This is a genomic window from Ruegeria sp. CDSC021, from assembly GCF_059610845.1.
Window position 1 is genome coordinate 66,919 of the sequence record NZ_JBXWOK010000004.1, and the last position, 19,327, is coordinate 86,245.

At 56.6% G+C, this 19,327-nt stretch carries 25 protein-coding genes; 15 read left to right on the plus strand and 10 right to left on the minus strand.

Annotated features, from left to right (window positions below; all coding sequences use genetic code 11):
* Nucleotides 1-52 precede the first annotated feature (52 nt).
* The 4 genes from AC2FGB_RS08915 to aspS all read left to right on the plus strand — a co-directional run bounded on the left by AC2FGB_RS08915 (nt 53) and on the right by aspS (nt 4,305).
* Nucleotides 53-1,180, plus strand: coding sequence for an aminodeoxychorismate synthase component I (locus AC2FGB_RS08915; protein WP_496689565.1), 1,128 nt, complete (start codon nt 53-55; stop codon nt 1,178-1,180).
* Nucleotides 1,135-1,782, plus strand: a complete 648-nt coding sequence (locus AC2FGB_RS08920; protein WP_496689567.1) for an aminotransferase class IV family protein — start codon at nt 1,135-1,137, stop codon at nt 1,780-1,782. The genes AC2FGB_RS08915 and AC2FGB_RS08920 overlap by 46 nt, the downstream gene beginning before the upstream one ends.
* Entirely contained in the window at nt 1,779-2,450 is a 672-nt protein-coding gene (locus tag AC2FGB_RS08925; protein WP_496689569.1) for a CPBP family intramembrane glutamic endopeptidase, read from the plus strand. Before AC2FGB_RS08920 ends, AC2FGB_RS08925 begins: the two co-directional genes overlap by 4 nt.
* Nucleotides 2,451-2,529: 79 nt before the next feature.
* Nucleotides 2,530-4,305, plus strand: a complete 1,776-nt coding sequence (gene aspS, locus AC2FGB_RS08930) for an aspartate--tRNA ligase (RefSeq protein WP_496693875.1) — start codon at nt 2,530-2,532, stop codon at nt 4,303-4,305.
* Between the two features lie 194 nt (nt 4,306-4,499).
* On the opposite strand, the gene AC2FGB_RS08935 is transcribed toward aspS, so the two are convergent.
* Nucleotides 4,500-5,216 carry a response regulator gene (locus tag AC2FGB_RS08935; protein WP_496693874.1) on the minus strand — a complete coding sequence of 239 codons (717 nt, stop codon included), beginning with the start codon at nt 5,214-5,216 and terminating at the stop codon, nt 4,500-4,502.
* Between the two features lie 134 nt (nt 5,217-5,350).
* Between AC2FGB_RS08935 and mce the strand changes: the two genes are divergently transcribed.
* Together mce and AC2FGB_RS08945 are read left to right on the plus strand one after the other, a co-directional pair.
* Nucleotides 5,351-5,755 (plus strand): methylmalonyl-CoA epimerase, encoded by a 405-nt coding sequence (mce, locus tag AC2FGB_RS08940; RefSeq protein WP_281972677.1) that lies wholly within the window; start codon nt 5,351-5,353, stop codon nt 5,753-5,755.
* Between the two features lie 17 nt (nt 5,756-5,772).
* On the plus strand, nt 5,773-6,048 hold the full coding sequence (locus tag AC2FGB_RS08945) for a DUF1467 family protein (RefSeq protein WP_496689574.1): 276 nt from the start codon (nt 5,773-5,775) through the stop codon (nt 6,046-6,048).
* Nucleotides 6,049-6,051: 3 nt separating this feature from the next.
* Here AC2FGB_RS08945 and AC2FGB_RS08950 read toward each other — a convergent pair whose 3' ends face one another.
* Complete coding sequence (locus tag AC2FGB_RS08950) at nt 6,052-6,750, minus strand: EI24 domain-containing protein (protein WP_282021506.1); 699 nt, start codon at nt 6,748-6,750, stop codon at nt 6,052-6,054.
* Nucleotides 6,747-7,325: a nitroreductase family protein gene (locus AC2FGB_RS08955; protein ID WP_281972678.1), complete on the minus strand. Its 579-nt coding sequence runs from the start codon at nt 7,323-7,325 to the stop codon at nt 6,747-6,749. The genes AC2FGB_RS08950 and AC2FGB_RS08955 overlap by 4 nt, the downstream gene beginning before the upstream one ends.
* A 136-nt stretch (nt 7,326-7,461) precedes the next feature.
* On the opposite strand from AC2FGB_RS08955, the gene AC2FGB_RS08960 reads away from it, so the two are divergent.
* The gene (locus AC2FGB_RS08960) at nt 7,462-7,737 is read left to right on the plus strand and encodes a DUF167 domain-containing protein (protein WP_496693873.1); all 276 of its coding nucleotides are present in this window, start codon (nt 7,462-7,464) and stop codon (nt 7,735-7,737) included.
* Here the strand turns inward: AC2FGB_RS08960 and AC2FGB_RS08965 are convergent.
* Complete coding sequence (locus AC2FGB_RS08965) at nt 7,728-7,973, minus strand: DUF8831 family protein (RefSeq protein WP_271949269.1); 246 nt, start codon at nt 7,971-7,973, stop codon at nt 7,728-7,730. The genes AC2FGB_RS08960 and AC2FGB_RS08965 overlap by 10 nt on opposite strands.
* A gap of 122 nt (nt 7,974-8,095) precedes the next feature.
* On the opposite strand from AC2FGB_RS08965, the gene AC2FGB_RS08970 reads away from it, so the two are divergent.
* From AC2FGB_RS08970 to AC2FGB_RS08990, 5 genes are all read left to right on the plus strand, one after another.
* Complete coding sequence (locus AC2FGB_RS08970) at nt 8,096-8,803, plus strand: M48 family metallopeptidase (protein ID WP_271949271.1); 708 nt, start codon at nt 8,096-8,098, stop codon at nt 8,801-8,803.
* The gene (locus tag AC2FGB_RS08975; RefSeq protein WP_142636608.1) at nt 8,800-9,168 is read left to right on the plus strand and encodes a YigZ family protein; all 369 of its coding nucleotides are present in this window, start codon (nt 8,800-8,802) and stop codon (nt 9,166-9,168) included. The genes AC2FGB_RS08970 and AC2FGB_RS08975 overlap by 4 nt, the downstream gene beginning before the upstream one ends.
* A gap of 118 nt (nt 9,169-9,286) precedes the next feature.
* Nucleotides 9,287-9,490, plus strand: coding sequence for a DUF6455 family protein (locus tag AC2FGB_RS08980; protein WP_246097229.1), 204 nt, complete (start codon nt 9,287-9,289; stop codon nt 9,488-9,490).
* A 10-nt stretch (nt 9,491-9,500) separates the two neighbouring features.
* Nucleotides 9,501-9,773: a DUF6455 family protein gene (locus tag AC2FGB_RS08985; RefSeq protein WP_271949276.1), complete on the plus strand. Its 273-nt coding sequence runs from the start codon at nt 9,501-9,503 to the stop codon at nt 9,771-9,773.
* Nucleotides 9,770-10,027, plus strand: a complete 258-nt coding sequence (locus tag AC2FGB_RS08990) for a DUF6455 family protein (protein WP_271949278.1) — start codon at nt 9,770-9,772, stop codon at nt 10,025-10,027. The genes AC2FGB_RS08985 and AC2FGB_RS08990 overlap by 4 nt, the downstream gene beginning before the upstream one ends.
* Here AC2FGB_RS08990 and AC2FGB_RS08995 read toward each other — a convergent pair whose 3' ends face one another.
* Nucleotides 10,028-10,270, minus strand: a complete 243-nt coding sequence (locus AC2FGB_RS08995) for a CDGSH iron-sulfur domain-containing protein (protein ID WP_142636614.1) — start codon at nt 10,268-10,270, stop codon at nt 10,028-10,030.
* A gap of 226 nt (nt 10,271-10,496) precedes the next feature.
* Between AC2FGB_RS08995 and AC2FGB_RS09000 the strand changes: the two genes are divergently transcribed.
* The gene (locus tag AC2FGB_RS09000) at nt 10,497-10,685 is read left to right on the plus strand and encodes a hypothetical protein (protein ID WP_142636616.1); all 189 of its coding nucleotides are present in this window, start codon (nt 10,497-10,499) and stop codon (nt 10,683-10,685) included.
* A 131-nt stretch (nt 10,686-10,816) separates the two neighbouring features.
* The gene (locus AC2FGB_RS09005; protein WP_496693871.1) at nt 10,817-11,173 is read left to right on the plus strand and encodes a diacylglycerol kinase; all 357 of its coding nucleotides are present in this window, start codon (nt 10,817-10,819) and stop codon (nt 11,171-11,173) included.
* 34 nt (nt 11,174-11,207) lie between these two features.
* Here AC2FGB_RS09005 and rimO read toward each other — a convergent pair whose 3' ends face one another.
* Nucleotides 11,208-12,596, minus strand: coding sequence for a 30S ribosomal protein S12 methylthiotransferase RimO (gene rimO, locus AC2FGB_RS09010; protein ID WP_496693870.1), 1,389 nt, complete (start codon nt 12,594-12,596; stop codon nt 11,208-11,210).
* A 96-nt stretch (nt 12,597-12,692) separates the two neighbouring features.
* Here rimO and AC2FGB_RS09015 point away from each other — a divergent pair, with 96 nt between their 5' ends.
* Nucleotides 12,693-14,651, plus strand: coding sequence for an AsmA family protein (locus tag AC2FGB_RS09015; protein ID WP_496693869.1), 1,959 nt, complete (start codon nt 12,693-12,695; stop codon nt 14,649-14,651).
* Nucleotides 14,652-14,682: 31 nt separating this feature from the next.
* Here the strand turns inward: AC2FGB_RS09015 and AC2FGB_RS09020 are convergent, their stop codons facing one another.
* From AC2FGB_RS09020 to AC2FGB_RS09035, 4 genes are read right to left on the minus strand one after another with little or no spacing between them, the layout of a single operon-like run.
* A complete protein-coding gene (locus AC2FGB_RS09020) occupies nt 14,683-16,179 on the minus strand; it encodes a phosphomannomutase/phosphoglucomutase (protein ID WP_271949287.1) in 1,497 nt (498 codons plus the stop codon).
* A 14-nt stretch (nt 16,180-16,193) separates the two neighbouring features.
* The gene (kdsA, locus tag AC2FGB_RS09025) at nt 16,194-17,027 is read right to left on the minus strand and encodes a 3-deoxy-8-phosphooctulonate synthase (protein ID WP_271949290.1); all 834 of its coding nucleotides are present in this window, start codon (nt 17,025-17,027) and stop codon (nt 16,194-16,196) included.
* A gap of 5 nt (nt 17,028-17,032) precedes the next feature.
* Nucleotides 17,033-18,607, minus strand: coding sequence for a KpsE/RkpR family capsule polysaccharide export protein (locus tag AC2FGB_RS09030; RefSeq protein ID WP_496693868.1), 1,575 nt, complete (start codon nt 18,605-18,607; stop codon nt 17,033-17,035).
* Nucleotides 18,585-19,244: an ABC transporter ATP-binding protein gene (locus AC2FGB_RS09035; protein WP_142636630.1), complete on the minus strand. Its 660-nt coding sequence runs from the start codon at nt 19,242-19,244 to the stop codon at nt 18,585-18,587. Before AC2FGB_RS09035 ends, AC2FGB_RS09030 begins: the two co-directional genes overlap by 23 nt.
* Nucleotides 19,245-19,327 lie beyond the last annotated feature (83 nt).

Genomic DNA, 19,327 nt, shown 5'->3' on the forward strand with positions numbered 1-19,327 from the left:
CCTCTTTCCCTTACCGCCGTATTGTCTATACCGCGCAGCACGACAAATGAGGATGCACGTGCGTATTCGTTTTGATCAGGGGCCGGCCGGATCGGGAACTTATTTCGAACGGCCAGACCGGGTGATCCGCGCAGACAAAGCGGAAGACGTGCCACAGGCTTTGGCGGCGCTGGATGAGGCACGCGCGGATGGGGCCTGGCTGGCCGGTTATGCAAGCTATGAGCTTGGATATGCGTTGGAACCCCGCCTGTTGGTCCGGATGCCTACTGACCGCCGCCTGCCACTGCTGTGTTTCGGCGCCTATGATGCGCCAGGCCAGGCCGATCTGCCCGCACCCCTAGGCGGTGTTGCCGAATTCACACCGCGCTGGGACGAGGCAAGATATGCACGCGCCTTTCAGCTGGTCCACGATGCGATCGGGGCCGGGGATATCTATCAGGCCAACCTGACGTTCCCCATTGATCTGACGGTCCAAGGCGACAGCGCCGCGCTTTATGCCGCACTGGCAGCAGGCCAGCCCGTTGGTCACGGGGCGTTGGTGCTGCAGGATGGTCTGCCCGATCTGCTCAGCCGTTCGCCCGAGCTGTTCTTTCGCACCGATGCTGATCGGATGATCGAAACCCGCCCGATGAAGGGCACGCAGCCGCGCAGCGAAGACATGGCCGAGGATGCGCGCCGCCGCGATTTCCTGTCGGTTGACGACAAGAACCGCGCCGAAAACCTCATGATCGTCGACCTTCTGCGCAATGATATCAGCCGCGTCGCTTTGCCGGGGTCGGTGAAGGTGCCCGAGCTGTTCAAGGTCGAAACATATGCAACCGTGCATCAGATGATCTCGCTGGTGCAGGCACAGCTGCATCTTGGGGCAGAACTTTCCGATATCCTAAACGCGTTATTTCCCTGCGGCTCGATCACAGGCGCGCCCAAAATTCGCGCGATGGAGATCTTGACCGATCTCGAACCCTGGCCACGCGATATCTATTGTGGTGCTATCGGTTGGGCCGCGCCAGACGGGCGATCCGAGTTCAACGTGGCTATTCGCACGCTGATGGTCGACGGCAACAAGGCCACGCTGAATGTGGGTGGGGGCGTCGTTTGGGACAGCACTGCCCCATCCGAATATGAGGAAGCGCTATGGAAGGCACGTTTCGCCCACCAGCTGACCCTGACTTCCGTCTGATCGAAACGCTGGCATTCCGGCCAGAGAGCGGGTTTGTGCGTGTTGGAAAACATCTGGCCCGGATGGAGCGTTCGGCACGGGCATTGGGGCTTCCTTTCGATGCAGGGCGCGCGATTGCAACGCTTGACCAAGTTGCGGGTTCAATCTCGTTGCGCTGTCGATTGACGATGGACATCAGTGGCGGGTTTGGCGTGACAACTGGTGCACTGGCGGATAACCCGTCCGTCTGGCGGGTCGCAGTTTCCAATACGAGGCTTGCCGCCTCTGATATCTGGTTGCAGCACAAGACGACGCAGCGCGATGTTTATGACCGGGCCCGGGCGGCACTGCCCGAGGGCGTAGATGAGTGGCTGTTTCTGAATGAGCGTGACGAAGTGTGCGAGGGCACCATCACTAACATCTTTCTGGGCATGCCCGATGGTCGTTGCCTGACGCCGCCCTTGTCCTCCGGTTTGCTTCCCGGGATCTTGCGCGAAGACTTGCTGGAAAATAATAAAGTCAGCGAGGCGGTGCTGACCATGACCAACCTGCAAAGCGCGGAAAGGTTCTGGATGGGCAATTCCTTGCGAGGCCTGATCTGGGCAGAATTGGCGGTACTGTGAACAGGCAAACCGATTGGGCTGAAGCCGCAGCATCTTCCCGTTGGTTGCGACTGGAATTCGGTTTGTTCTTCGTCGCCATACCTGTGCTGATCGCCGTACTTTTCCCGCCAAACTGGATGTTTCCATCGCTGTTTACCTTTACGGCCATCGGGATCGTGTTGTTGCATTTCACGCACGGATTTGCTTGGGCTGAATTGCGATATAACTGGCGCAACTGGTCCTGGCCCGAAGTCGCCGGCTTTGCTGTGGGAATGACACTGTTTTGTGTTGCGCTAGTACGACTGACCCGTCCCGAAGCTGCCTTTTTCCTGTTGCACAACCAACCCGAGCTGCTGGCGATGATTTGGGTGTTTTACCCATTCGTTTCCGCCCTGCCGCAAGAGCTGCTGTTCCGGTCGCTGTTCTTTCGTCGTTACCACGCGATCCTGCCCAATGGACGCACAGCTTATCTGCTGAATGCATCGCTCTTCTCGCTTGCGCATTTGATGTATTGGAGCTGGATCGTAGCTCTGATGACATTTGCCGGAGGGTTGCTGTTCACCTGGGCCTATCGCAAACGCGGATCGTTTTTCTATGCGGTTCTGCTGCATGCCATCGCGGGGAACATCATCTTTGCGGTGGGTCTGGGCATCTATTTCTACTCAGGCAACGTGCAAAGGCCGTTTTGACGGTGCGACTTGCCTTGACTTTCCCAGTCTGACGCGGTGTATCGGCCCGACCAATTCTGCGCCCGAAGGGATATGATCCATGCACGCCTATCGCAGCCACACCTGCGCCGCTCTGACCGCCGCCAATGTCGGTGAAACCGTTCGCCTGTCTGGCTGGGTGCATCGGGTCCGAGATCACGGCGGCGTTCTATTCATCGACCTTCGCGATCATTTCGGCGTCACACAGGTTTTGTGCGACGGCGACAGCGCGGCATTCGCCGAACTGGAAAAAGTCCGCTCGGAATGGTGTATCCGTATCGATGGCACAGTCAAAGCGCGCGCCGCTGATCTGGTGAACGCGAAATTGCCCACGGGCGAGATCGAAGTTTACGTGCGCGAGTTGGAAGTACTGGGCGCCGCTGACGAGCTGCCGCTGATGGTGTTCGGCGATCAGGAATACCCTGAGGAAACGCGCCTGCGCTATCGCTATCTGGACCTGCGCCGCGAAGTGATGCAGCAGAATATGACCTTGCGCTCGGACGTTGTTGCCTCGATGCGCCGCCGGATGTGGGATCAGGGCTTCCGCGAGTATCAGACGCCAATCATCACGGCGTCCTCGCCTGAAGGCGCGCGCGATTTCCTCGTTCCGTCACGTCTTCACCCGGGCAAGTTCTACGCGCTGCCGCAGGCCCCACAGCAGTTCAAACAGCTGATCATGGTGTCGGGCTTTGACAAGTATTTCCAGATCGCGCCCTGCTTCCGGGACGAAGACCCGCGCGCCGACCGCTCACCCACCGATTTCTACCAGCTTGACCTTGAGATGTCGTTTGTCGAGCAGCAGGACGTATTCGACACGATTCAGCCCGTTCTGACCGGCGTGTTCGAAGAGTTCGGCGGCGGCCGTAAAGTCGATCAGGACTGGCCGCAGATTTCCTACAAGGACGCGGCCTTGTGGTATGGCAGCGACAAGCCCGACCTGCGGAATCCTATTAAAATGCAAGTGGTCTCCGACCACTTCCGCGGGTCTGGGTTCGCGATTTTCGCGAAGCTGTTGGAGCAGGATGGCACCGAAATCCGCGCTATCCCTGCGCCGACGGGTGGCAGCCGCAAGTTCTGCGACCGCATGAACGCCTTTGCCCAGAAAGAGGGTCTGCCCGGTATGGGCTATATCTTCTGGCGCGATCAGGGCGAAGGGATGGAGGCCGCCGGTCCACTGGCCAAAAACATTGGCCCTGAACGGACCGAGGCGATCCGCCAGCAGTTGGGTCTGGGCGTCGGAGACGCTGCGTTCTTCCTTGGCGGCAAACCGAAAGCCTTTGAAAAGGTGGCCGGCAGGGCGCGCGATGTGATCGGTGATGAACTGAACCTGACCGAGAAAGACCGCTTTGCCTTTGCCTGGATCGTCGATTTCCCGATCTATGAGCAAGACGAAGAAACCGGTGCGATCGACTTTGAACACAACCCCTTCTCGATGCCGCAGGGCGGGATGGAGGCGCTGCAGGGTAATCCTCTGGACGTGCGCGGTTATCAATATGACCTGGCCTGTAACGGATACGAGCTGGTCTCGGGCGCGATCCGGAACCACAAGCCCGAGATCATGCTGAAGGCTTTTGAGCTGGCTGGCTATGGCGCGGATGAGGTGAAAACCCGCTTTGGCGCGCTGTTCAACGCCTTCCACTATGGCGCCCCGCCGCACGGTGGTTGTGCAGCTGGTATCGACCGGATCGTGATGCTTTTGGCCGATGAAGCCAATATCCGCGAAGTCATGATGTTCCCGATGAACCAGCGTGCCGAGGATCTGATGATGCAGGCACCGTCCGACCCGGCCTCGGACCAGCTGATGGAGTTGGGCCTGCGGATTATCCCTCAGGACTGATAGAAAACCCGCCACAGTCGCCTGTGGCGGTTTTTTCTGTTTTCAACCCATTCCCAATTCGCTGTTAGCGGGTTTACAGGAAATGGTCCTTTTTCCTCTCGCGGCTGTTCCGAATGTCACGCGCGCTGACGCGTGTCTGTCTGTATGCCCACAGACAAAGGAGCGATGCGGTAATTAGATATGCGGTTGTCACTTCAGATAGCCTCGCGCTGTTCCAGACGGGCCTGCACTATTCCCGCAACTTGGGCTGTCAGAGCGGTGATGGGCATACCTGCGGCGCGTGAGGCTGCCAACTGCTGGGCGGCTTCGGCCAGAACCGTATCTTCAGCATCACGGGCAACGCCGCGCAGGAATTGGGCCGCATAGTCCAGTGACCGATGGTCATTCGGTCCGGCCAGAACATCTGCGATATGTGCCATGTCGTCCTGATAGGCCATAGGATCGGGGCATATCACCTCATCCCGAACGGCGTGGAGCGTGCAGGGGCGGCGGTCTTCAGGTAGGCATTTCAGAATAGACGATTGGAAATAGGACAGTGAGTTAAGCGGTTTGGCAAGAAACCCGTCCGCGCCAACCTCTGTCGCAAGGGTTTCTGAATTGTCGTCTCCTGACATGCCCAGGATCGCTCCGATCCGGGGCGTAGTCATGGCCAATTCGGCAATCAGATCAGCACCAGAGCCATCTGGCAGCCCCATATCCACCAAGATCACCGAAGGTCGATAGATCTGAAGATGGCGCCGGGCGGACTTCAGGCAATCGGCCCGCCTGATCCGCGCACCCGAATGCAAACACATTAACCGGATAGCGTCGCAGGCATAGCGGCTGTCTTCAACAACCAAAATGGTTTGTCCCAGCAGCGGCCGCGTGGCCGTTGGCTGTGCGGGTGCGGTGAAGGGGCTCGAATCGTCCATGGCAGAACTCCTATTCAGCAGATGCTTCACGCTAGGAACTTCTGGCTAACACGGGGTTAACGGCAATTTGGCGCACTTGTCCTTTGCCTGATCTGTCCCCATAACCGCTGCAACTCAGAAGGTAGGAGAGTTCCATGATTGGCCGCTTAAACCACGTTGCCATTGCCGTCCCTGATCTTATGGCGGCGTCTGAACAGTACCGCAGCGCTTTAGGTGCCAAGGTTGGCACGCCGCAGGATGAACCTGATCACGGCGTTACTGTGGTGTTCATTGAATTGCCCAACACCAAGATCGAGTTGCTTTATCCTTTGGGCGATGACAGCCCGATCAACGGTTTTCTAGAGAAGAACCCCGCCGGCGGAATTCATCATGTCTGCTATGAGGTGGAGGATATCATTGCCGCGCGTGATCACCTGAAAGAAACCGGCGCCCGGGTGCTGGGTAGCGGTGAACCCAAGATCGGCGCGCACGGGAAACCGGTTCTTTTCCTGCATCCCAAAGATTTCAACGGCTGTCTGGTCGAGTTGGAACAAGTATAAACACCGGAGGTGTACACATGACGATCACTGCAGGACTGGTTCTGTTTGCCGTCATCTGGTTCATGACGCTTTTGGTGATTCTGCCGATCCGCATCAAGACCCAGGGTGATTTGGGCGAGGTCGTTCCCGGCACCCATTCAGGGGCCCCGGAAGTGCATCACATGAAGAAAAAGCTATGGATCACCACCGGGGTGTCGGTCATGCTCTGGGCTATCATTGCAGGGATTATTATTTCGGGCGTGATTTCGGTACGGGATTTCGATTGGCTAAATCAAATGGAGCCGCGAAACTAGGCGTCAGGGCGTTGGCCCTGACAGCTTATGAAAGATATGCGTGAATGTAGCAGCTCCGATAATCGGGATCACAAGGTTCACCAGCGGAATAGACAGTGGGATGGCCATCAATGTGCCCGCAAGCCAAATTGTTGACGAATGTTGTGCCCGCAGTTTTCGCGCGCCCTCACGCCCGATACGGCGCATGGCTGCCAGCGTAAAATACTCACGCCCCAGCAGAAATCCGTTCATCGCCCAAAAGATAAACGGGGCCAGTGGCGTGAAGATCGCATAAAGGATCAGCGCCAGAAGGTTGGCCAGGATCAACACGCCCATAAAGCCAAGCGCGTCAGTGATCGCATCGCCTATCGGGATGCGTGGAACCGCGGGCAGGCTCGGATAATGCCTGTCCTCTACAGCTTGCGCGACATCGTCCAGAAACACAGACGTGATGGCTGAGGCGACGGGAATCATCAGAAACACTGGCAGGATCAGCACCAGGAAAATGCCGGAATAGCTGAGGACGTCATTCAGCCAGGGAACTGCACCAATGAATGGGAGCGATATCTCGTCCCCTGACAGCCGGTTGATCAGCCAAATTGCACCGGCGCAGGCTGCGATCAGCATCAGGATGGTCAGGCCGATACCTCGCAGCAGAACCCCGCGGAATTTCGGGTCTCCGATCTGACCAAGCGCTGAAAAAAAGGCGTTGAGGATGATCATTCTGTGACCCATTCGGTCAGGGCATCAACATCCGGGCGGGGGCGTTCGGGCGGGGTCGAGCCCTCGGTCGCGATATGGATCAGACCGGCAACCCGTTCGTTATCCTGCAATTCAAACGCCTTGCGACAGAATTCCGGATCGTGGGTTTGCCAGCCAGACAACCAATTCGCGCCCCATCCTGCGGTCAAAGCAGCGTTCAGCAAAGCAAGGCAAACAGCCCCGGCAGAATAGGTCTGCTCGATGGCTGGAATCTTTTCCGAAGGCTTCTGAACCTCGATCACAGCGACGGCGAGATGGCCTAAATCGAACTGCCCGCGCGCTTTTTCAATGTCTTGAGGGGATTTGCCAAGCGCCTCACCGCATTCCTGCGTTAGCCCTGACAGGCGCCCCATTGCGCCTTTTTCAAGCACGATGAACCGCCAGGGTTCCAGTTTTCCGTGATCCGGGCTGCGGGCTGCTGCGGTCAGCAGGGGCATCAGCTGCTCACGGTCGGGGGCTGGTTCAATCAACGTTTTGGCTGGGCGCGATCGACGGGTCTGCAGAAACTCAAAAGCGGCCGGATTCTTCAAGGACATATGTTAACTTCCTTTACATAGGCTGTCTGTATCTGGTTGAACGTCTGGCGAGTTTCAAGTGCAATCGGCTGGACCAGTTGGATCAATTTCATTCCCCGCCCAACCGTGCAAGGGTCTTTGTTAACAGAAGGTGCCAATGGGAAAACCGAAACTAAGAAATCTTCCAGACCTGAGCGACCGTGTTGCACCGAATGCTGAGATTGCGGTCAGGGTTACCCCGAAAGCCGCAGCAGACAGGATTTTGGTTCGGGACGGAACGATCAGAATATATATCACTGCACCGCCCGAAAACGGCAGGGCAAATGAAGCCACACGTGAGCTTCTGGCGGTGGCGCTGGGGGTTGCTCCGTCCGCACTGATCCTGAAGCGCGGCCAGAAATCGCGCGAGAAAGTCTTTGTGTGTCAGGCCTGATCGGGGGTTTCGCGAATTTGGTAAACACCTTCGGGCAGATCCAGTGCCGCAGCCAGATCACGAACCTGTTCGGGCGAAAGCGTAATCTTCTGAACCTGGTCAGTGCGCGGATCCAGTTGTTCCAGCGTTACGCATTCTGCAAAATTGTTAATAACCACATCCTCGTTCAAAGGCTTTTCGCCTTCGTCCACCAGGGTTATGACCGTCGAGTCGAATTCATGCTCAATCGAAAACATGTGTCCAGCTTGCCGGGCGGAACATTGCAATGCAACCCGTTCTTGGGAAATCGTCCGGTGGCGAACCGCCTTGTGTCGGGCTATGTTCGACGAAAAGGCATGACCGGACCAAAGGAAATAGTATGCGTCGCCTGATCTTGATGATATTTGGTCTGGTTCTGTCGGCCTGTGACACCGGTTCGTTACGCGTTCAGCCGGTAGAGGAATGGCAACAACCTTCAACTGATTTTCAGGTCGATGTGCTGACCTTTCGCGAAATCAGTCAAAGGGTCGGGGATGTGGCGCGCGCAGAGTGCAAGCGGCGCAGTAATGTCAGCAACTGCGATTTTTCGATCGTGGTTGATCTGAACCCTCGCGCACCAGCAAATGCTTTTCAAACCTTGGATGACGACAATCAACCAGTCATAATCTTCACCCGCGCGATGATTCAATCGGTGGAAAACGCCGATGAACTGGCCTTTGTGATGGGGCATGAATCTGCTCATCACATCCTGCGCCATATTCCCCGCCAGTCCGAAAACTCACGGGAAAGTGCCGCGATTTTTGGCGAGCTTGCACGCATAGCGGGGGCAAATGACGCCGATCTTGAACAGGCGCAGAAGCTGGGCGCGCAGGTGGGTGCCCAGATTTATGTCAAGGACTTTGAACTGGAAGCGGACCGGTTGGGAACGATCATCACGCACCGGGCAGGTTATAATCCCTTGTTAGGAGCCCGCTATTTTGCCCGAATTCCTGACCCGGGCGATCGTTTTCTAGGCACCCATCCACCGAATGCTCAGCGCGTCGAAATTGTTTTGGAAACCTCGCGGCAGCTTGGGCTGACACAATGACGGGACTGAAACGGTTGGGGGTTGTCTTGACGGACCGCGGATCGAAATATGCGGTGTCCGGCGCTTTGGTCAGTTCCCGTGACGAGGTGGCAGCTGTCCTGCAGGACCTGAAATCTGACAAAAGCTATGCCAAGGCCACGCACAATACCTGGGCCGCAATCCTGCCTACTGGTGCGCTCAAGGCGGATGACGGGGAAAGCGGTGCCGGAATGGTGATTCTGCGCATGCTGGAAAGGGCCGAACTGAGCGGTCATATCGTCATTGTCACTCGATGGTATGGCGGAAAAAAGCTGGGCGGTGATCGATTTCGCCGGGTTCAGGATGCAACACGGGCTTATCTGGACGAACTGGAATTGGGACTTTGACCTGCGTCAAGGCTTGGGCTGTTTCGTATTGCTAGTCTGATCGGACAAAGCGAAACGGAAAGGAATGCCAATGCCCGATCGCGAAACGCTTAGGCATCATGCTGGTCTTGTTGACCGTATGGCTGGCAAGCTGGGGGTGGATCTGCAGGAATCTGCAATCGCTGGACATATATCGGTGGATCAGATTACCGATGCGGTTCTGCGATGCACCGATTGCCCGAACCCGGGCCATTGCCAATCATTTTTGAATCAACCGGTTCTGGCAACGCAGACACCCGAATATTGCCGGAACCAAGATTTGTTAAGCAAGTTGATCCCTTAGGGGGGCCGCAATGCCGCGCCTTGGACACCTCATGACCCATTTGCGCCTTGTGTTGAGGATGGGGCAAGCGACAGGTACGGATATTGTGCGGGCCCACAATAAAGGTCGGCTAAGTCAGGAAGACTGGGCTGAAATGATCCGCCTGTGTCAGGGATGTGGCTGGGCGGCTGCCTGCCCGGATTGGATGGAAAGACATCCAGATGTTGCAGGAGCACCGCAAACCTGCCCGAACAAACATCAATTCGCCGCGTTGAAAGTAATACAAATGCAGGAATTGGGATGAAACACGCTGTACTGGGCGACGTGGAAAAGCACTTTTGGCTAACTCGATCCGTTGCCCGATGCCTTAAGATCTCGTTGACCGAAGCCATGTCCGACGGGCGGTTGAGCCCGGATGAATACGCCGAGATGGTAACGCGTTGCCGGGCCTCGGACTGTCACGAGAAATGCACGATATGGCTGGCGGCGCAGCAATCTGATCCCCGTTCAGCGCCCGGGTTCTGCGTAAATAGCCAGGTTTTCAACCGGCTGAAGTGATCAGATCTTGGAATGTGTCCCGTCGCAAAACGGTGGGTTAGCGCAGTTTTTACAGCCGCAGAAGAACAGTTTCTTGCTGGTATCAGCCGTGAACTTGACCGGTTCAAAGCCGGTTCCTTTGTGAGATCCATCACAAAATGGCTGCCGATTGGACCGGCCGCACGAGCACCAGAAATAGCTTTTTCCTTCGGTTACTTCGATTGGATAGGGCGCTTTTTGCGCAATGACTGGACCTTCTGGCATCTGGTTTCTCCGTTCGCTGACTTTCCCCAGTCTATCGCCTGAACAGATGTGCCGAAAGCAGTAGCTGCCACGCGGCACCCATTCCATAGGCAATCCCCCCGGCATGGTTTTGCCTGCTTTCGCAAACGCGCTGTTGATTTTATTGCAAAATTACCAACCACACCGTATTGTGAAGTCGGCCCCATGTTCAGGGCAATAACAGAAATTAACTAGAGGAATGACGGACATGAAACTCAAATTTGCTGCCGTTAGTGCGTTTGCCCTGGTTCTGGCTGCTTGCTCGCAACAGGAAGAGCCGACACCGGTATACATTACCCCAGATTATGACAAATACGGCACGCCGAGCTGCCCGGCAGGGACAGATCTGGCGACGACCGAAGCAGGTCAGACCGTATGTAATCCGACTGCTCAATAAGATTTTCGCGGGCGGATTCCGACATAGCCGCCCTCACAATCGAACAAAAAAGCCGCCCTATGGGTGGCTTTTTTATTGCCTGTCATACGGTGTTCGGGTTTCTGTTTGACCTATTGAATTACCGAGGTCGCATGAGAAAACTTGTCGCCCATCTAAAGGACCGCATCCGCTGGAGCAGGCAGGGATTGGCTGCCACTTGGCACGGTGAATACTCGTTCCGCGCTTGGGTCTGCGCTAATCTTGTTTCTGCGGGTCTGGCCCTGTGGCTGCCCCTGAGCGATGGCGTTCGGGCTCTGATACTGGTGATCGGTCTGTTGGTTCTGGTGGCCGAACTGTTCAACACGGCGATCGAACGGGCGGTGGATCATACTTCGACCGAACACAATCTATTGGCCGGGCAAGCCAAAGACGCCGCCAGCGCTGCGGTGGCACTGACTGCTTTGGCTGGCGGATTGGCCTGGGTAATCGGGCTGTTGAGCCTTTTCTGACTGCCGCTGGGTCGGTCAATTCAGTTACGTGTGGTTAGCGCAGCTTGCCCCATAGATCATATTCCCCGGCCTCGTCCACCTCGACCGAGACAATGTCGCCCGGCTTCAGGGCCTCAAACCCCTCGTCGATGAACAGATTGCCGTCGATCTCGGGCGCATCTGCGGTGGTGCGACAGGTCGCGGCCTCATCGTCGATATCATCCACGATGACATGCAGGGTATGGCCGACCTTGGCGGCCAGTTTGGCCCCGGAAATCGCCTGAGCCTTTTCCATGAACCTTTCCCATCGGTCTTGTTTGACATCGGCGGGCACATGGTCAGGTAGGTCGTTGGATCGGGCTCCTTCGACGTTCTCGTACTGAAAGCAGCCGACGCGATCCAGTTGCGCCTCGTCCATCCAGTCCAGAAGGGTCTGGAACTCAGCCTCGGTCTCGCCGGGATAGCCCACGATAAAGGTGGATCGCAGAGTGATGTCAGGACAGGTCGCGCGCCAGGCGGCGATCTCGTCCAATGTTCTGGCAGCTGCAGCGGGGCGGGCCATTCGTTTCAAAACATCCGGATGTGCGTGTTGAAAAGGGATATCCAGATAGGGCAGCACGTTGCTGCCCGGATCCGCCATCAGCGGGATCAGTTCACGTACATGCGGGTAGGGATATACATAGTGCAGACGAATCCAGGCATCCAACTGACCCAATTCACGCGCCAGATCGGTGATATGGCTGCGGACCTCACGGTCTTTCCAGGGATTCACGTCATACTTCCGGTCCAACCCATAGGCCGACGTGTCCTGAGAGATCACGAGCAATTCGCGCACACCGTTATCGACCAGCTTTTCCGCCTCGCGCAGAACAGCATGCGCCGGACGGCTGGCCAGTTTGCCGCGCATGTCCGGGATGATGCAGAACTTGCATTTGTGGTTACAGCCCTCGGATATCTTGAGATAGCTATAGTGGCGCGGCGTCAGTTGAACGTTGGCCGCAGGCAGCAGATCCACGAAAGGGTCGGGATCAGGCGGCACGGCCTTGTGTACCGCGTCCAGCACCTGCTCGTACTGATGTGGTCCGGTGACGGCCATGATACGGGGGTGATGCTCGCGGATGTAATCGGGTTCGGCCCCCAGGCATCCGGTTACGATAACCTTGCCGTTTTCCACCAAAGCCTCGCCGATGGCATCCAGAGACTCCGCCTTGGCGCTGTCCAGAAATCCGCAGGTATTCACAATCACGGCATCCGCGCCTGAATAGTCCGGCGAGATGCCGTATCCTTCGGCCCTCAGGCGCGTCAGAATCCGCTCGCTGTCGACCAAAGCCTTGGGGCAACCCAGCGATACCATGCCGATGGTCGGCTGGTTCGGACGTGGTGTATCAGTGATCCGGGCAGCAGGTGCCAGGTCGGGGCGGAGGTTTGGCGGGTTTGTGGTCATGGCGCGGCATATAGTGGGGAAAGCTTCCCCTTGCAAATGCGCTGCCGTCTTTGAATGATCTTTTTATAGCGTGCCAAATAAGTCGGAGAGCAGAAAATGAAATGGCTAATGCGCATCCTGTTCCTTTTGGTGGCTGTGGTAGGTCTTGTCATCGGCGCATTGCTGCTGATGCCGGGCGACAAGTTGGCGACCATTCTGGCCGAGCAGGTCAAGGCACAAACCGGGCGTGATCTGAAACTGTCGGGGGGCGTTAAGCTGTCCTTCTGGCCAGTGCTGGGCATGGAAACCGGGGCGGTTTCCTTCGGAAATGCCTCGTGGGCGGGATCTGAGCCGATGCTGAGCGCCGAAAGCCTGGCGGTTGGGGTCGATACCTTGGCCATTTTGTCCGGCGATGTGCTGATCAAACGGATTATTGCCGAGAATCCGACCCTCAGACTTGAACTGTCAGACGGGCGCGGAAACTGGGAGTTTGACACGGCCGTCGCCCCGACAGCCAGCGGCACGGGTGGATCAAAACCGGCCGATGCATCGCGTGCCGTGACACTGGAGCATCTGAAACTGACTCAGGCGCGTCTGATCTTTGTTGAAAATGGATCGGCCCGATTTGATGTCGCAGATGTGGATTTGTCTGCCAGTTGGCCAGCAGTCTCGGCCCCCATGGTTCTGGATGCACAAATGCCGGTTCCGGGCGGTGAGGCCCGCGTGGATATCAAGATACCCGACTTGCCGGCTTATGCCACGGGCGCGGCATCCGAGATTGAACTTGCACTTGCGGCCCCTGGTGGTGACATCGGATTTGACGGGCGCGTCAACCTTGCCGGAGAGATGGACGGCAAGCTGCAGTTGAAAACCAAAGACACGGAAAAAATGCTGGCCGCGTTTGGTCAGGAGGGCGTTGGAGTGCCGCACGGGTTGGGCCGCGCTGCGAATGTGTCGGGGCAGATGACTTATACCAGAGATGGCCGCATATCTGTGCGCGATCTGGTGGCTTCACTCGACAGTAACCGTTTTACAGGCGAAGTTGATATTGTCATTTCCAACCCGCCACAGATCACCGCTCGGTTGGATGCCAGTGATCTTGATCTTTCTCGCTATAATCAAAGTGGTCAGACGGTCTCGTCCAGTTCAGGCGGTTCCGGCGCGGGTGCTGCCTCGGAGGGGTGGTCAAGGGAACCGATCGACGCCTCGGCGCTGGCTTTGGCCAATGGTGAAATTCGACTGACAGCCAAATCTATCGCGCTGCCCGAGCTGACGCTTGGCCCCAGCGACCTGACAATGCGGCTGGACCGGTCTCGGGCTGCATTGGAGATGAACCCGGCAACCTTGTTTTCCGGAACGCTGAACGGGCAGGTGGTGGCCAATAATCGGAATGGGTTGTCCGTTGGCGGCAAGATAAAGGCCAAGGGCATTGACCTCAAACAAGCTCTGACAGCCTTGGTCGGGGTCGAGCGGCTGTCCGGGACCGGGTCAGGATCATTCGAGTTTCTGGGCGTTGGCCAGAACGAGAATCAGATCATGCGTTCTCTCAGCGGTAAGGGCCGCTTGGATGTAGGAAAGGGGTTGATATCGGGCTTTGACCTTGATCGTCTCATGGGACGAGGCAAAGGATCGGGTGGCACCACCGTGTTCAACAGCCTGACGGGTAGCTTCACCATTGATCAGGGCGTTTTGCAGAACAACGATTTGTTGATGTCGCTGGACAATTTCCGCGCGGATGGCAAAGGAAAAGTCGGGATCGGAGCGCGCAATATCGACTATCTGTTCACGCCGGTCGCTCTGCGTGCGAATTCGGGAGAGGGCCTGTCGGTTCCGGTGCGTATCGTTGGACCATGGAGCAATCCGTCGATCAAGCCGGACCTGACCAAGGTGATCGAAGCGGCCGCCGGAGGAAAGGTCAAAGAGCTTGAGGATGATGTCAAAAAGAAAGTCATCGACAAGATAGGCGGCGATACCGGTACGGCCGGGACTGACGGGGACAGCGTCGAGGATGCGCTGAAGAACAAGCTTGAGGACGAGGCCAAGAAAGGACTGCTTAAGCTGTTTGGCGGAAATTGAAGTGTCGGGGCCAGCGCCCCGACACCAACGCTCAGATGGTCTGGTCGTAATCTCCGACACCCGGTTCGGTTCGGATAACCGCGTCGATATCCGCAAAAATGGCACGCATCTCTTCTTCGCTTTCGCTGCTTTCGCAGACGACCACCAGATTGGGCGTATTCGACGAGGCGCGGACCAACCCCCAGCTGCCATTGTCCAGAATGACTCGGGCACCGTTGACAGTGACCACTTCTTTGATCGGGCGACCTGCTAGCGTCTCTCCGGCCTCGGATTTGGCGACCAGCTTTGCGACCAAACGGTCGAGTATGTCGTATTTTTCGATATCCGCTGCATAGGGGGACATGGTCGGTGTCGACCATGTTTTCGGTAGTGCCTTTCGCAGGTCGGACATGCTTTGGTCCGGGTTGCGGTCCATCAGTTTACAGATCTCAACCGCGACGCGCATGCCGCAATCATAGCCACGGCCAATCGGTTCGGCCAAAAAGTAATGCCCCGACTTTTCGAACCCAGCCAGCGCGTTGATCTCTTTGACTCGCCGCTTCATGTGGCTGTGGCCGGTTTTCCAATAATCTGCCTTGACCCCGCGGGCCTTCAACTCGGGGTCGCTGGCAAAAAGGCCGGTTGATTTCACGTCGGCGACAAAGGTGGCATTGGGGTAAATCTTGGCCAGATCGCGGGCCATGATCACGCCGACCTTATCAGCAAAAATCTCCTCCCCCTCGTCATCCACAACGCCACAGCGGTCACCGTCACCATCGAACCCCAGCGCCATGTCGGCACCGCTGGCTTTCACGGTATCGGACATGTCGTGCAGCATTTCCATCGCTTCTGGGTTCGGGTTGTAATGCGGGAAAGTATAGTCCAGCTGGTTATGGCTGGGCACGACTTCTACCCCCATGCGTTCAAAGATTTCCGGGGCAAAGGCGGATGCTGTGCCGTTCCCTGTGGCACAGACCACTTTGAGAGGTCGGGATATTCTGAAATCGCCGACCAGATCGTCGATATAGGCCTCTTTCACGCCATCAACGAATTCGTAGGACCCGCCAGGGTGGGTCTGCCCTTCGCCATTCAGAACAATGTCTCGCAGCTCTGACATCTCGTCCGGGCCATGGGTCAAGGGACGTTCGAACCCCATCTTGACCCCGGTCCAGCCATTTGGATTGTGGCTGGCCGTGACCATGGCCACGGCTGGAACGTCCAGATGGAACTGAGCGAAATAGGCCATCGGGCTAAGCGCCGGACCGATATCCTTTACCTGAATTCCCGCCTGCATCAGGCCCAGGATCAGGGCATTTTTAATGGCCAGAGAATAATCACGATAATCATTGGCTACAGCAATCACGGGTTCAATCCCACGCTTGCGCATCTGTGTGCCCAGACCCAACCCCAGTGCGGTCATACCTGGCAGGTTGATCTCTTCTGGATATTTCCAGCGGGCATCATATTCGCGAAAGCCGGTTGGCTTGATCATTGCGTCGCGCAGAAAGCTCCAGGTGTTCGGAGTCACCTCGGGGTTGGGTTTGGTCATGGGAATACTCTTGTTCAGATTTGGATAGGGTTGGCCTTGGCCAACGCATCAAAACACATCAATGTATCGATGAGCTGCGGCATCTGGTCCAATGGGATCATATTAGGACCGTCGGAAGGTGCAGTATCAGGGTCCTGATGGGTTTCGATAAAAACCGCACCGATGCCAAGCGAAACCGCAGCGCGGGCCATCACAGGCGCGAATTCTCGCTGCCCACCAGTAGAACCACCTTTGCCGCCAGGCTGCTGTACCGAGTGTGTGGCATCCATTACGACCGGGTATCCCGTTTTGGCCATCTGCGGCAGGCCGCGCATGTCAGCGACCAACGTATTATATCCAAACGAAGTTCCGCGTTCTGTCAGCAGGATGTTTGTGTTCCCAGTGCTTTCGACCTTGCTCACGATGTTGCCCATCTCCCATGGGGCTAAAAACTGTCCTTTTTTGACATTAACCGCCTTGCCGGTTTCGCCAGCTGCGAGCAGCATATCTGTTTGTCGGCATAGAAAGGCAGGGATTTGCAGCACGTCCACAGCCTCGGCCGCAATCGCGCACTGGGCTTCGGTATGTACGTCTGTCAGCACTGGAATGCCCATGGTTTTGCGGATGTCATCCAGAACCTTGAGCCCTGTGTCTATTCCCATACCTCGCGCACCCGACAGTGAAGTTCGGTTCGCCTTGTCATACGAGGCTTTAAAGACGTACTGCGCCCCGGCGGCGTCGCAGGCCTCTTTCATTTTTCCTGCGATCATTTGAGCATGATCGGCAGTTTCCAGTTGGCAGGGACCGGCGATGATCGTCAGCGGAAGATCATTGCCGACCGTGAGATCGGAGATTTTTACATGTTTCATGTGTCTTACGAGGATACCTGTTCACGAAGGACCGACGCGGTAAGCGAGATCATCAGGTAGATACCAGCAAACAACAGGAAAGCCAAAATCGTATTTTCGAACTTGCGCGGATAGCTGGGTTCCTGACTGGGAACAGGATTGACGGAAACCGTCAGATACCGAACCTGACGATTGGCTTCGGTCCTGGTTGTCTCCATATGCTGCATAGCTGATTGCAGGATCATATCCCTAGCGGCCAGATCGGCCTGTGCCATCTGAATCCGAACACTCAGCCTGGCCAGCGAATTCTCGCCGGCAGAGACATCCAGCATTTCGGCGTTCAATTCCTCCAGCACAACCGTAAGCCGTGCGATATCGGCCTGCGCGCCATCCACCTTGGCTTTGTTTGGGCGGCGATTGTCCAACAAGGCTGCAAGCTGCAGTTCTTTGTCCTGAATAAGCGTCTCGATTTCGTTTATGCGGCCCCGCAACCCGGCAATGACGCTTTCAGGGTCAAGGATTGCGCCTTGCAGCTGAAGCTCGATCAGGTCTTCCTGAGCTTTCTTGCGTTCTTCCTGAGCGCTTACAAACCCTTCCCGGGCATCTTTCATCTGGTCTTCGCGTTTCTTTTCGGTCAGCGCGTTTACCCGTTGCTCGGCATAGGAAATCAGTTCTCGTGAAAACGCGGCCGAAGTCTGGGGGTCAGGTGTCGCCACCTCCATCCGGATCAGGCCATCGGTCGGGTCATATCCGACCGTGATCATGCGTTTGTACAGCTTGTAAGCCTCTTCGAGACTGGCGTCCGGGGATAATCGCTGAATGGGGTCGATCCAGTCCTGTTTGAACACATCAGCGAAACCGGCCTCTGTGTCCAAAAGTTCAAGCGCATCTTTCGATTCCAGAAACTCCTGGGTGGCAACCGAATCCTGCGTGGTCGCAAATTGGGTCCCTGCCAGAAGCCCTCCGATAGAGCCTGCACCCCCATCCGCCTGAAGGATCAGAAAGGCAGAGTTGCTGGCGTACATTGGGGTCGCGATCCGATAGAAATAGAGACCCACGACAAAGGTAGGTAGCAGGACAAAGGCCGCAAGCCGTGCAAACAGAGCGAACAGTTTGCGACGGCGGCGGCGGGCGATGTCCCTCTGAATCTGTCCGATTTCACGTTCACGCCGCTCGGCCGGGCTCATCTCGGGCCCGGGCAAGTTCTCTGGTGCATCTTTCACGGTCTGGGGCAGGTGGATCGTGATGCGATCATTCGTCTGCTCGTCCGAAGTTTTCTTTTCCGAGGCAAGGTTCAGCAGACTGGAGGGTTCAAACGGATCAATTCCCTTTTTGCGCAACAACCGAACTGCATCATAGTCCGAAGTCGCCGCAAGACCGTTTTTCTGGGCAAGACGACGTGCCACCCGCAGTTGGCGGCCGGTCAGTCCTTCGCGTTTGATAGCGTCGATCTCGGTCCCTACTGGCGGTTCATTTGCTGCGCCGGGCGCCTGTGTGGCCTGGCGAATGCGCGAGATCGCGTCTTCGCGCGTTTCGGCATTTCCCGCAGACCGCCGTTTGCGGCGCCAGTTGTATTTATCAGCCCTGGGTTTGGTAGTCATATAACTGCTTTGCCTCTTCCAAGGTTTCGAACAAGTGAAGCTGACCATCCACTAATACCGCCGCCTGACGCGCGAATTTTTCAAGCAGGGCCGGGTTGTGAGAGACGATGACCAGTGTTGTTGTGCGCAGCCGTTCCTGCAGAATGTCGCCTGCCTTTTTGTTGAATTCAACATCCGTTGTGGCCGGCATCCCTTCGTCGATGAGGTACATGTCGAAATCCAGAGCCAGCATCAACGCGAATGTGAACCGCGACCGCATACCGGATGAATAGGTCGCCAGCGGTTGATTGAAATATTCACCCAGGCCACACAGCCAACTGCAATATGCCTCGACATAGTCCGGGTCCATACCATAGATCTTGGCGATATAGCGCGAGTTCTCCAGAGCCGACAGCTTGTTTGAAACTCCGCCGGTAAATCCCATCGGAAAAGAGACGCGGCAGGATTTGCGAATGACCCCTTCGTCGGGTTTCTCTAGTCCGGCCATCATGTTGATCAGGGTGGTTTTTCCGGTACCGTTCGGGGCCAGAATGCCGATGGATGTGCCAAGTTCGACGCGAAAAGACACTCTGTCCAGAATCACCTTTCGGCGCGTCCCGGTCCAAAAGGACTTGCTGACATTTTCAAACTCAAGCATCCAAGGCCTGCGGGTTTATCTTGTTGTTGCGCCGTTCGGATCGGCGAAAGAACGGTATCTCTACGGCGCCATATAGGCCACAT